The organism is [Bacillus] enclensis (genome assembly GCF_001456935.1).
GTDB lineage: Bacteria > Bacillota > Bacilli > Bacillales > Bacillaceae_B > Rossellomorea > Rossellomorea enclensis.
The window spans coordinates 1-12,466 of sequence record NZ_KQ758499.1 but is presented as its reverse complement, the minus strand read 5'-3'; the positions used below and the strand labels follow the sequence as shown (position 1 = coordinate 12,466).

The 12,466-nt window shown below is 45.5% G+C and carries 10 protein-coding genes and 9 tRNA genes; all 19 read right to left on the bottom strand.

The genetic code is table 11. The annotated features are described in order from the left end of the window. A partial coding sequence (locus AS034_RS22145) for a transposase (protein ID WP_058300158.1) occupies positions 1-247 on the bottom strand: 247 nt, incomplete at its 3' end. 291 nt (positions 248-538) lie between these two features. After that, positions 539-1,507, bottom strand: a complete 969-nt coding sequence (locus AS034_RS22140) for a sugar phosphate isomerase/epimerase family protein (protein WP_058300157.1) — start codon at positions 1,505-1,507, stop codon at positions 539-541. Positions 1,508-1,519: 12 nt separating this feature from the next. Continuing rightward, on the bottom strand, positions 1,520-2,560 hold the full coding sequence (locus AS034_RS22135; RefSeq protein ID WP_058300156.1) for a Gfo/Idh/MocA family protein: 1,041 nt from the start codon (positions 2,558-2,560) through the stop codon (positions 1,520-1,522). A 20-nt stretch (positions 2,561-2,580) separates the two neighbouring features. Continuing rightward, positions 2,581-3,606, bottom strand: a complete 1,026-nt coding sequence (locus AS034_RS22130; protein ID WP_032089383.1) for a Gfo/Idh/MocA family protein — start codon at positions 3,604-3,606, stop codon at positions 2,581-2,583. Positions 3,607-3,621: 15 nt separating this feature from the next. After that, on the bottom strand, positions 3,622-4,347 hold the full coding sequence (locus AS034_RS22125) for a ThuA domain-containing protein (RefSeq protein WP_058300155.1): 726 nt from the start codon (positions 4,345-4,347) through the stop codon (positions 3,622-3,624). A 13-nt stretch (positions 4,348-4,360) separates the two neighbouring features. Then, on the bottom strand, positions 4,361-5,941 hold the full coding sequence (locus AS034_RS22120) for a response regulator transcription factor (RefSeq protein WP_058300154.1): 1,581 nt from the start codon (positions 5,939-5,941) through the stop codon (positions 4,361-4,363). Further along, positions 5,938-7,728, bottom strand: coding sequence for a sensor histidine kinase (locus AS034_RS22115; protein WP_058300153.1), 1,791 nt, complete (start codon positions 7,726-7,728; stop codon positions 5,938-5,940). The genes AS034_RS22120 and AS034_RS22115 overlap by 4 nt, the downstream gene beginning before the upstream one ends. Before the next feature lie 183 nt (positions 7,729-7,911). Further along, on the bottom strand, positions 7,912-9,189 hold the full coding sequence (locus AS034_RS22110) for an ABC transporter substrate-binding protein (protein ID WP_058300152.1): 1,278 nt from the start codon (positions 9,187-9,189) through the stop codon (positions 7,912-7,914). Between the two features lie 69 nt (positions 9,190-9,258). Then, positions 9,259-10,086 (bottom strand): carbohydrate ABC transporter permease, encoded by an 828-nt coding sequence (locus AS034_RS22105; protein WP_058300151.1) that lies wholly within the window; start codon positions 10,084-10,086, stop codon positions 9,259-9,261. Then, positions 10,086-10,982, bottom strand: coding sequence for a carbohydrate ABC transporter permease (locus AS034_RS22100; protein WP_058300159.1), 897 nt, complete (start codon positions 10,980-10,982; stop codon positions 10,086-10,088). The genes AS034_RS22105 and AS034_RS22100 overlap by 1 nt, the downstream gene beginning before the upstream one ends. 705 nt (positions 10,983-11,687) lie before the next feature. Then, positions 11,688-11,761: transfer RNA gene (locus tag AS034_RS22095), tRNA-Gly, on the bottom strand. A gap of 3 nt (positions 11,762-11,764) precedes the next feature. Further along, positions 11,765-11,849: transfer RNA gene (locus tag AS034_RS22090), tRNA-Leu, on the bottom strand. Between the two features lie 9 nt (positions 11,850-11,858). After that, positions 11,859-11,932, bottom strand: a tRNA-Cys gene (locus tag AS034_RS22085). 7 nt (positions 11,933-11,939) lie between these two features. Then, positions 11,940-12,014 (bottom strand) — tRNA-Gly (locus AS034_RS22080). Between the two features lie 4 nt (positions 12,015-12,018). Beyond that, positions 12,019-12,090, bottom strand: a tRNA-Gln gene (locus AS034_RS22075). A gap of 38 nt (positions 12,091-12,128) precedes the next feature. Beyond that, positions 12,129-12,204, bottom strand: a tRNA-His gene (locus AS034_RS22070). A 9-nt stretch (positions 12,205-12,213) separates the two neighbouring features. Continuing rightward, a tRNA-Trp gene (locus AS034_RS22065) sits at positions 12,214-12,287 on the bottom strand. A gap of 4 nt (positions 12,288-12,291) precedes the next feature. Next, positions 12,292-12,375: transfer RNA gene (locus AS034_RS22060), tRNA-Tyr, on the bottom strand. A 14-nt stretch (positions 12,376-12,389) separates the two neighbouring features. Beyond that, positions 12,390-12,465 (bottom strand) — tRNA-Thr (locus AS034_RS22055). Between the last annotated feature and the right edge of the window lies 1 nt (position 12,466).

Here is a 12,466-nt window from a genome sequence, read left to right as displayed (position 1 = left end):
TTTCGTTTTCCTCTTTCAGGGCCTTGAGTTCCTTGTCGTGTGCTTTTTTCAACTTTTCCAATTCGGAAGGAGTGATGTGCTCACCGGATTGTTCAGCAGCCTTTTTCTCATTGTAAAGTTTGACCCAGCGCATCATGGTAGCATAAGGAATCTCTAACTCATAAGCCACTTCAGTCCCTTTTCTACCTTCTTCAGCAACCATTTTAGCTACGTATTCTTTATATTCGTTTGTATAGTACTTTCCCATGGATACACGTCCTTATTAATAATAGTTATAGTTATGCCCTATTATCATCTTTGTGTGTCCACTTTTTAGACTAACTTTATTTGACCCATTAATCTTCGAAAAAAGCCATTTATTCTTTCGATTTTGGGCAATAATCTTCGAAAAAGCACCAATAATCTTTGAAAAATTGAATTAATTCCGCCACTTACCAAATGATGGTAAAACCAACAAGGAACTGTCCGTCCCTTCATTCCAGTGTCCCAATCACAGCACAAAAAAAGCCCCCAACCTAAAGCCGGGGCCCCCATCCTCCTACACCCACCACATATCCGCGGGCTGCTCTTCAATCAAGATCGATTTCAGATTTTTGACCGCACGTCCGAAACCTTCTTCGATCGACATGATCGGATCTTCATGTTCGATGCTCACTACGTAATCATATCCGAATGTACGCAAGGCACTCATCATATCGGACCATTCCTGAAGGCTGTGGCCGCAGCCAACCGAACGGAACGACCACGCACGGGTCTGGACGCTTCCATACGGCTGCATATCCGTGAGGCCGTACATGTTGACGTTGTCCTGATCGATATACGTATCTTTTGCATGGAAATGGTGGATCGCATTCTCTTTTCCCAGAATCTTGATTGCTGCAACCGGATCGATTCCCTGCCACCAGAGGTGACTTGGATCCAGGTTGGCACCGATCGCGTCGGATGTTTCTTCGCGGAGTTTCAACAATGTATAAGGTGTGTGGACCAGGAATCCGCCGTGAAGCTCCAGACCGATCTTTACACCATTTTCCTCAGCAAGCTGCCCCATCTTCTTCCAATATGGAATCAACTTTTCTTCCCATTGCCATATCAGGATGTCGCCGTATTCATTCGGCCATGGGGACACCGGCCAATTCGGATGTTTGGCACCCTCATGATCACCGGCTGTTCCCGAGAAGCAGTTTACGACAGGGACATTCATCAACCCGGCAAGTTTGATTGTTTTCTCAAGAGCCGCATGTGATTCTTCTGCAAAGGCAGTATCCGGTGTGATCGGATTGCCGTGACAGCTGAACGCACTGATTTCAAGACCGCGGGAAGTGATTTTCTCCATATATTCACTGCGCTTTTCTTCACTTTCCAAAAGGGCCTCAACGTCGCAATGCGCATTTCCCGGGTAGCCGCCCGTTCCGATTTCGACCGCATGCAAGCCTGCATCTTTTACATAATCGAGCATTTCATCGAGATTCTTCTGCGAGAATAATACCGTAAATACACCTAGTTTCATCTGTGTTTCCTCCTATTTCAAAGTGATGCTTTTTCGAGTTTCACTGCTTTTATAAATCGCATCGACGATTTCAGAAACGGCCATCGCTTCTTCCGGTTTGACGATCAGCTCCTCCAGTCCGAGACAGCTGTTGACGAAGTTCTCAGCTTGAGGGAGACTCGGATCGTCTTCACCGGGAATCCATTCTGCGCCGCTGTTCAACAGCATTCCGTGCTTCATTTGATTGATGTGGAGCGGAAACAGATCGACCCCGCCCGTTTCCCCCGATATACTCAAGCTTTCTTCATCGCTCTTCACATTGGCGGACCAGGAAGTCTCAAAGAGCATCGATGCACCGTTATCAAACTTGATATAAGCCGTCACATGATCATCCACATCAAAGTTCTCACGGTCGAAGTCTCCCCATTGATTGACCTCACCCGGAATCCTGCTGAGTTTGTTATAGGCTGTCCCGGTCACCTCGACGGGTCTTGGATTTCCGAGCAGCCACAGTGAAAGGTCGAGAAAGTGGCAGCCGTAATCGATCAGGCTCCCTCCTCCCTGCAGTTCCTTGTTCGTAAAGACGCCCCAGCCCGGCACTTTACGGCGGCGGATCGCCCTCGCCCTTGCAACGATGGGTTCACCGATTTCATTGGCAGTGATAAAACGCTTTGCGGCACGCGAATCCTTCATGAACCGGTAGTGATAGGCAATCGCCAGCACTTTCCCCGATTCCTCCGCTGCATCGATCATAGCCCGGCACTCCCCCGGGGTCATTGCCATCGGTTTTTCACAAAAGACATGCAGACCCGCTTTAAGTGCGGCTATTGTAATTTCCGCATGGAACTTATTCGGGGTGCAAATCGTGACGGCATCAACGTGCGGGAACATCTCCCAGTAATCATTGTACACTCCGTGAATTTTGAATTTTTCAGCAGCTTCTTCTGCAGTCGATCTGTTAATATCACTGACCGCTTCGACCGAGACGGAGTCTGCCAGTTTTTTATATGCGGGAATATGGCGGCTCTGCGCAATCCCGCCAACCCCGATGATTCCCATTCGAAGTTTTGACATGCTGTCATTCACCCCAAGTTCTATAATTTTACGATTGTTTTTGATTCGTTCGATTTCAGTGCACCAAGTACTACCTGCAGGGACTTCATTCCTTCGCTGCCGCTGACAGGCGGTTCCTTATCCTCCAATACAGATGCGGTGAATTGATCGATGACATGCGAGTTCGACTGGCCGCCATCTTCATTCGTCTGGATGCCGCCAAGTTCATATCTGACCACTTCGCCGGTAGCGTATTGAGCAACCAATGAGTGCACCGGGTCATCCTCTAAACGCAGGATTGCCTTCTCTCCATAGATGATCGTGGAGTTGTCTTCTTTGGACACGTAGGACCAGCTGGCAGCAAGTGTGCCGATCGTTCCGCTTTCCGTCTTCAGTACGCAGACGGCCGTATCATCGACATCGGCATTTTCCTTTGCACTTGTCTCAACGAACGCTCCGACTTCCACGAACTCTTCACCGAGTATGTAACGAAGCAGGTCGGTCTTATGGACACCGAGATCCCCCATCGCCCCGATGAATGCCTCATCTTTCTTAAAGAACCAGCTGTCTTTGCCATCGGCACTCCAGCCTTCGGGACCTCCGTGGCCAAATGCAGACCGGAAGCTGTAAATCTTGCCGGCTTCGCCTTTTTCTATCAGCTCTTTCGCTTTTTGATGCGAAGGTACAAACCTCTGATTATGTGCGATCATCAGCTTCCTGCCATTTTTTTCGGCAGCCGCAATCATACTCTCGGCCTCTTCAGATGAAGTCGCCATCGGTTTTTCACATAGTACATGCTTGCCTGCGTTCAGTGCGGCAATCGAAATTGGTGCGTGTAAATAATTCGGTGTGCATACACTGACCGCTTCGACTTCATGATTGGAGAGCAGTTCTTTATAACTTGTGTAAGCTTCTGCCCCGTATTTCTCCGCAGTCTTCTTAGCCCGTTCCTCTACAATGTCACATACCGCCACGATTTCCACGTCCCTGTTCCCTGCATATTCAGGCAGATGACGATGCTGCGCGATACTTCCGCATCCGATGACACCAACTTTTAATGTACTCATGTTTTTATCCTCCTTTTAGTTAGATCCTTTGATTTCTTCCAGCGGCTTTGCATTCCCGTAGAGGGGTCTGCTGCGTTCCACCGGCTTTGCCCAACGTACGGCATTGATGATCACGTGTTGTACTTCTTTATTGTAGTAAGTCGGGTATGTTTCATGTCCCGGCCGGAAGTAAAAGATCTTCCCGTTCCCGCGCTGATACGTGCATCCGCTGCGGAACACTTCCCCGCCTTCGAACCAGCTCACCATCACCAGTTGATCGGGTGCCGGGATGTCAAAATGCTCCCCGTACATTTCTTCTTTTTCCAGCTCGATGTATTCCCCAAGCCCTGCCGTGATCGGATGACTCGGGTCGACGATCCAGATCCGTTCTTTTTCATCGGCTTCTCTCCATTTCAGATCGCATGATGTCCCCATCAGCTCCTTGAAAATCTTTGAGAAATGGCCGGAGTGAAGTACAATCAGCCCCATCCCGTCAAGGACGCGCTGCTTCACCTTTCCCACCACGTCATCCGACACTTCATCATGGGCGATATGCCCCCACCATAGAAGCACATCGGTTGAATCGAGAACCTCATCTGTCAGCCCGTGCTGTTCATCATCAAGCACAGCTGTCTTGACGTTGAAGGATTCTTCACCCAGGAATGAAGCAATGGCTCCGTGGATTCCTTCCGGGTATACACTGCGTACCTTTTCGCTTTTCTGTTCGTGGCGGTTCTCATTCCATACTGTCACGTTTATCATGTTTAGACCTCCATCAGTTATAGTTTAATAAGGAACGCCTGAATTCATTGGGCGTAGCCCCGACCTGCTTTTTAAATACCTTGCTGAAATACTTCTCATTTCCGTATCCAACCCCATAGGCAACTTCATAGATTTTGAGATAGGGATTTTCAAGAAGCTTCTTCGCTTTTTCCAAACGGATATTCATTAAATAATCCGTTATGGTCAGATTGTATTCCTGTTTGAATTTCCTTGAGATGTATTCTCTGCTCAAGAAGAATGTATCGGCTATTTCCTGAAGGGTTACATCTTCCTGGTAGTGCTGCTGCAGATATTCTTCTATTCTCTGCATATTGTTTTTCTCTTTCTGATATTTCTTCGACTTCAGAGTTTCGATCAACTCCATGAATTCTTTTGTTTTTTCGTTTTTGAACTTATGAAAGGAAAATGCTCCATCTTCACTCCAGTAATCCACTCCCCTGTAAAAAGAAGACCGGCTCTCAATCTCATATTCTTTCAGCCAATTGGTACGGAGCAGTTCAAATTGATTTTCCCAAAGCTGAATCTGTTCCATAGATACAGTGTGCAGGCTTTCCAGGGTTTGAAAGATTTGCTGGAGCAAATCTTTAATTCCGTCAGGGCTTCCTGTTCGGATTGCCCACTTCAAATCACCTGAATAATCCAGCAGGTGCAAAAGGGGCTTTGGTTTATTGCACGATGTGATGATTTTATCCCGCTTCCTTAAATCATCCTGCATACACACTTTCAGAGCAGACTCATAGGCATCCTGCATGCTCAGTGATTTTTCACCCAGCGAAATCGTTATGCAGATTTTACTGAACTGATAAATCAGTGTATAAAGTTCTTCTAGTAAAAAAGTCAGATTTTGATCATTCCAAACCAGCACGGCCAGCTCTTCGTCTTTATGGATGTTTCTGAAACACACCCCGTCATTCTGTTTGCTGAGAAGTTCATTGCATATATTCGTCAGCGTGAAAAAAGCAAGATCTCTGTCTCCTTGGAAGGATTTCAAGACAACAGGCCTGATCGGGATAAGGGAAATCCTTTTTTCCATTTTGCCGAATCGAATACCGAACTCCGCTTCTATCTTTTCACCGGCTGCTCCGGCTTCCCCTTCCGCCCGGCACAGATTTGAAAACAGGCGGTCCCAATAAAGAGGCTTCACTTCATTCATTACTTTGTTTTCTTCCACCAGATATTTTCTGGTACGCGCCTGCTCTTTCCATTCATGAACCGCTTTTTCCAATGTGTCATTCAACACATCAGGCTCAATGGGTTTGAGTAAATAATCAAAGCTTTTATAGTAGATTGCATTTCTCATATACTCAAAGTCATCGTACCCGCTGACCACAATCGTCTTGCAATGGATATTGGAGGAATGAAGCCATTTCAAAAGACTGATCCCATCAAGCTTCGGCATCCTCATATCGGTGAAAATGATTTCAGGTTTGTGCTCCATGATCAATTTCTTCGCCTCTTCGCCATCCTCCGCTTCAAGGATGGTATGAATTCCATGATGCTTCCACTGTGCCAATAGGAGTAATCCTTCACGGACATGCTTTTCGTCGTCAATGATGATTGCTTTCACCCTCATTCATCCTCCCTCTCAATGGGCAGCTCCATGGTCACCTTAAAGCCTCCCTCATCAGAGTTTTCAAGGTGTAATGCCGCCTGATCATCGTAATAAAGTTTCAAGCGCACATATACGTTCTTTAAGCCGATGTTTGTGGACTCACCTATTTTATTCAATGCCGCCGCTTTAAAATGATCATGCACTTCCTCCAGCCGTTGGGTTGTCACGCCTATGCCGTTGTCCCTTACCGTGATGATGAGGTGATCATCCACACTTCTGCAGTCGAGCTCGATCCGTCCTACACCATCCCGGATATCAAAGCCATGCTTGAAGTAATTCTCAATGATGGGCTGAAGGATCATCTTTGGTACTTGAGCCTCCCTCACCCCTTCTTCCACAGTTATCCTGTAGTCAAGATGATCCCCGAACCGCTCTTTTTGCAGGAGAAGGAATGCCTTTGTGTAATTGATTTCCTTATCAAGCGGGACCATATCCTCCTCCATGTTCATCCCATATCTCATGATTTTTGAGAGATAAGTGATGAGCGTGTATACCTGCGGGACTTTATTCTTTAATGCCACCGTGCCGATTGATTGCAGGGCATTGTATAAGAAGTGGGGGTTGATCTGGGACTGCAGCACTTTTAATTGATTATTCTTATTCTCGAGTTCCAGTTTATACTCCCTGTTGATCAAGGTATTGATCCGCTCGATCATCTGTTGAAACCTGACCCCCAGCAAACCGATTTCATCAGATCCGAATGCCGGCAGCCGGACATCCATATTCCCTTTTTCCACTTCCTGAATATTACGGAGCAGGACACGGATCGGCGAGGTTATCTTAAACGACACGAATAAAGTGGCAAGTACAACAAGCGTCAATCCCAGGATCCCAAATAAGATATTGATCTTGGCGACACTGAAGGCGCTTTCGTAAAGGTTCGCATAACTGACCCGCTTCGCAAGGATCCAGCCTCCTGCCGATAAGGGCAGCTGATCATACATGATGACCCCGTTGAAACCGTCTTCCTTCCATTCCATCGTTCCTTCACTTTTTTCTTCACCGACGATACGTTTAATCCATTTCTGATTATTCTGGTCATCGGTTACATCAAGATCGGAGCTGTAAATCATTTCTCCCCCGGGTGTGAGAAGATAGAATTCTTCTTTTTCGCCTGTATATAGATTCCTGCTCAAATTAATGATTTTGTCGGGGTAAATCTCAAGAGATATATAGGCAAGCACCTCGTCATCAGGAATATTCCTGAAGGCCCTGTGAATCGTCACGATATTTCTGGATCGCTTGATTTCATTCTCCTTTTGGGGAAAGTCCGGTTCGATGTACATATTATACGGACTCCGTTCAGCCCTTAAGAATGCTTCCTTATCTTCTTCATTTTTCTTACTGGAAAAAATGACGTTGGAACGTTTCGTCGCCTTGATGACCCGGTCTTCATCCCTAAAGGAGATTCTTACCCCATTGATGGTATCCCCCGTGTATAAAATCGTCTGTACAACATTCTTCACAATTCCGATTGTCAGATAGTCATCCCCTTGATCAGGGTTTCTCATGAAATTAATGAAATCGGGATTATTATAGAGGGATAAAGTCAGATCATCCAATTCATTGATATAACTCTCAAGGTTAACCTTCCCCTGATACAGCAGGTTTTTACTCTCCGCCACCACCTGCTCTTCAATTGAATTTTTCGTGTAGAGATATGTAATCACAATCGAGCTCCCAAAAGGGACAATGGTGATGATCAGAAGGAGAACAATCAGTTTATTCCTGATACTGGTCTTTATCATGGGGAAGAACCTCCACATTTTGCTTACCCCTAGTATAATACCTGCTTGTACATACATGAAGAGTTTTTTCAAAATAATGAAACTTTTCTAAATAGAACCTGGCTGTCATGAAAATTTTTGTTCTTAAACGAAAGAATAAACAGAAAGCATGCCTCTTAAAGACATGCTTCCGTTTATTCTGTTTTACTTCAAGTTATCCCAGGATTTCTGGAATCTCTCAAGTAAAGTATCGTAGTCGATCTTTCCTGCGGCATATTCCTGGATGGCAGCAGCAAATTCTTTGTTCGCCCCATCCGGCCATTTGAACCAAGTCCAAGGAATCGTCTTCTCATCTTTCGAGTACTCAAGGATCGACGTTCCAAGATCGCCCAGTCCTGCAGGCTCGATATTATCGAATGCCGGGATGAAGGCGAACTCTTCCGTGATATAACGTTTTCCTGTTTCAGAAGAAACCATCCAGTTCAAGAATGTTTTTGCTTCTTCAAGGTGCTCTGAGTTTTTATTTAACACCCAGTTATTCGGTACACCTACAGGCAGGCTGTTTGCACTTTCATCATTGCTTATCGGAATTGGAAGGAAGCCCATGTTGATGTCTGGGTTGATCTCAGTGATCATATTTTCCGTCCAGTTCCCCTGCTGAAGCATCGCTGTTTCACCAGAAGCGAAAAGAGTCACTTGCGTGTTGTAGTCAGTAGTCAATGGATTATCATTTGCATATTTAAGTTCAGTATCGAGCACTTCTTTAAATTGCTTGAACTTTTCATTGCCGACGATTTTTTCAGAACCATCGTATAATCCTGCAATGAATGCTTCAGGATCATCCTGCTGCGCGAAAGGAATGTTCAGTAAATGCTGCCCGATGACCCACCACTCGCCGTATCCTGCTGAGAATGGAGTGATTCCTGCTTTTTCAAGCTTCTTTGATGCGTCTTTCAATTCATCGATTGTCTTTGGAGCCTCTTTGATTCCTGCTTTCTCAAACAGATCCTTATTGTATACAAATCCGTATCCCTCAAGATTGACAGGCATACCATACAGTTTACCGTCTTCAGCCGTCATAGGAACCTTCCCGATAGGAAGGACATGTTCCACCCATGGCTCACCTGAAAGATCCGCCAACTTCTCCTGCCATAGCTCTAACTCTTTAAAACCGCCGTTGTTGAAAATATCCGGCTCTTCCCCGGAAGCAAACTTCGCTTTAAGCGCAGCACCGTAATCGGCACCGCCCCCGACTGTTTCAAGCTTCACTTTAATATTTGGATGTTCTGCTTCGAATTCCTTGATCATCTCTTGAAGCTGATCAGCAATTTCCACTTTGAATTGGAACAAATTAAGAGTGACTACATCATCACCTGACTTAGAGTCACTTCCGCCGCCCGATGAAGATTCTTTAGATGAACAACCCGAGATGATGCCGAAAACTAAAATCAATGAAGTCAATAATAAAAGAATGCGTTTCATACTGGCTTTACCCCCTTGATATAATGTTATTTTATATAAAGTCCTGAATGAATGACAGAACCTTTATATCTACTTAATCGATCCGGATGCAATCCCCTTGATGATATGTTTCTGTAGGAACAGGAAGAATACAATGATCGGCGCAATCCCCAGCACCAATGCTGCCAGTCCCATATCCCACTGTTTCGTATACTGCGCAAAGAAAGAACTCGCGGCGAGCGGTATCGTACGCAGCTCTGCATCCTGTAAAACCAGGAGCGGCAGCAGATAGTCATTCCAAATCCAAAGTGTGTTCAGAATGATGACTGTAACGGTGATCGGCTTAAGGAGTGGAAAGACAATTCTCCAAAAAACGCCAAACTGGCTGCATCCGTCAATCATTGCTGATTCTTCGATTTCAACAGGCACTGTTTTCACAAAACCATGGAATAGGAATAAAGATAATGGCACTCCAAAGCCAAAGTACATAATGATCAATCCCGGAATGCTGTTTGTCAGATTCAATGCCCCACCAAGCTTCATAAGCGGAATCATCACCGTCTGGAAAGGGATGACCATCGCTGATACAAAAATCACAAATAAAATCTTACTGAACTTCCCCGGTGTACGAACCATCTTCCAGGCAGCCATCGAACTGATCACCACTAAGCCGATGTTACTCGCAACGGTGATGATAAGTGAATTCCAGAATGCCCTAGGAAAGTTGATGACTTCCCACACCTTCGCATAATTCGAGAACATGAACTCTTCCGGCCAAGCGGCTGCATCAATGAGGATGGCAGCGAATGGCTTAACAGAATTGATGAAAACAAAGTAAAAAGGAATCAAGAAGATGAGACCGAGGACAATCCCGATTATCTCAAGTACAAACGTCTTCTTTGTATAACGATTGCCCATTAGGCCTCAACCTCCTTCTTCTTCGTCAGCATTACTTGGAATGTCGTAAAGATCGCTACAACAACAAAGAATAAAATGGACTTTGCCGTTCCAAGACCATACCGGTTATTCTGAAATGCTTCCTGATAGATATTGATCGCTACAGACTGAGTCGAATTAAATGGACCTCCGCCGGTTAACGAGATATTCAGATCAAAGATCTTGAATGCCATAGAAATGGTCAGGAAGAAGCAGATTGTGAATGCCGGAAGGATCAATGGGATAATAATCTTCGTCAGCAGTGTCCAGTTCGATGCCCCGTCCATCCTGGCAGCTTCCAGCAGGGAACTGTCCACCCCTTGCAAGGCTGCAACATAGATGACCATCATATACCCGCTGATCTGCCAGGCAAATACGATGACAATCCCCCAGAAAGCCGTTTTCTCGTCACCAAGCCACGGCATCTTGAAAAAGGCGATATCCGTCATGTTCCCGACAGAAGCAAATCCTTTCACGAAGATGAACTGCCAAATGAATCCCAATAACAAGCCGCCGATGACATTCGGAATAAAAAATACTGTCCGCAGGATATTACGCGTCTTCAACGCCGCATTCAAAAGCAAGGCAAACCCAAATCCGATTAAGTTACTGATGATAACGGCGGCGAACATAAATTTCGTCGTGAACATAAATGAGTTGAAAAAGGCTTCATCATTCGTGAAAATCTGCTTATAGTTGTCGAGCCCCACCCACTCTACAACAGAACTCACCCCATTCCAGGAAGTGAAAGAATAATAGACTCCCATTAGGAAAGGGAGAATCTGAATCACCAGGAAAAAGAGAAGTGCAGGTCCTACAAAGGCAGCGTATGTCAGCAGGCTTTTGTATTTGAACCTTTTCTTAGACACCGCCTTGATCTGGGCCTGGGTTTTTACAGGTCCAGTTTTAATTGTTGGTTCCACTTGCAACGCCACCCCTTCGTTATGTAATCGCTTTCTTACAGTATAAAGGGGAGACCAGGTGAAGCAGGTCAACAAAATTGACAAAGAAGGTACAATATTTTGACTACTTGGATTTTGGTTGGATAAAAAAATTAGAAGGATTGTGTAGATGGGGACTGATCAATTGATTGGCTATGCATGAGTTGAGGCGGTGTCATTTTTGAAGGTGGTTGTTTTTGCCTTAGACGGGGTATGGTTTATTTTTACCGGGACGAAAACTAACGATGTTTTATTAAAAGGTTTTAAAAAGGTCTGAATCAGTAACAATTGAGGGATAATATTCGATAGTTTGGATGTATCAGAGTGAACTTCCACCCTGCAGTCAGACTGGATTTTCTTGGCACATAGAAAATTGGACCAGGTTCCTAATAATTGCGCAGGAATCTCATTTATTGCGCCTCTTTTTCAGTAATTGCGCAGAAATATCATTTTTTGCACCACTTTCAGGATTATTGCGCTACTTAGAATAATTATTAAAAGAAATGAAGCCCAGCAAGTTGCTTGCTCCCTGAAATCAAATCTCTTTCCTTATAATCTTATTAAGATTCCCGGGAGTAACATTTCTCCAAATAATAATAAAAAAGACTTCCTCAATAAGAGAAAGTCTTGTATATGTATGCTTGGAGCGGGTGATGGGAATCGAACCCACGACATCAGCTTGGAAGGCTGAGGTTTTACCATTAAACTACACCCGCTTATGGTACCGGTGGCCGGGGTCGAACCGGCACTCCGTGAGGAACACGATTTTGAGTCGTGCGCGTCTGCCTATTCCGCCACACCGGCATACATATATGGAGGCGCCAACCGGATTTGAACCGGTGATAAAGGTTTTGCAGACCTCTGCCTTACCACTTGGCTATGGCGCCTTATCTTTGGAGCGGAAGACGGGATTCGAACCCGCGACCCCCACCTTGGCAAGGTGGTGTTCTACCACTGAACTACTTCCGCAAAACTGGGCTAGCTGGATTCGAACCAACGCATGTCGCAGTCAAAGTGCGATGCCTTACCGCTTGGCTATAGCCCAATAATAGTATATGTCACATTCATAAAAATGTGAAAAGTTGGGGCGACTGATGGGAATCGAACCCACGAATGCCGGAACCACAATCCGGTGCGTTAACCACTTCGCCACAATCGCCGTGTTGTTTGGCAGGGGCAGTAGGAATCGAACCCACACCAAAGGTTTTGGAGACCTTCGTTCTACCGTTAAACTATGCCCCTGTAATGGTGGAGGGGGGCAGATTCGAACTGCCGAACCCGAAGGAGCGGATTTACAGTCCGCCGCGTTTAGCCACTTCGCTACCCCTCCACAATGAGAGAAAATGGTGCCGGCAAGAGGACTTGAACCCCCAACCTACTGATTACAAGTCAGTTGCTCTACCAGTTGAGCTACACCGGCA

Coding starts and splice junctions, on each gene's coding strand:
- AS034_RS22140 (WP_058300157.1), bottom strand. CDS start 1,507: ATGAAACTAGGTGTATTTACGGTATTATTCTCGCAGAAGAATCTCGAT.
- AS034_RS22135 (WP_058300156.1), bottom strand. CDS start 2,560: ATGTCAAAACTTCGAATGGGAATCATCGGGGTTGGCGGGATTGCGCAG.
- AS034_RS22130 (WP_032089383.1), bottom strand. CDS start 3,606: ATGAGTACATTAAAAGTTGGTGTCATCGGATGCGGAAGTATCGCGCAG.
- AS034_RS22125 (WP_058300155.1), bottom strand. CDS start 4,347: ATGATAAACGTGACAGTATGGAATGAGAACCGCCACGAACAGAAAAGC.
- AS034_RS22120 (WP_058300154.1), bottom strand. CDS start 5,941: ATGAGGGTGAAAGCAATCATCATTGACGACGAAAAGCATGTCCGTGAA.
- AS034_RS22115 (WP_058300153.1), bottom strand. CDS start 7,728: ATGATAAAGACCAGTATCAGGAATAAACTGATTGTTCTCCTTCTGATC.
- AS034_RS22110 (WP_058300152.1), bottom strand. CDS start 9,189: ATGAAACGCATTCTTTTATTATTGACTTCATTGATTTTAGTTTTCGGC.
- AS034_RS22105 (WP_058300151.1), bottom strand. CDS start 10,086: ATGGGCAATCGTTATACAAAGAAGACGTTTGTACTTGAGATAATCGGG.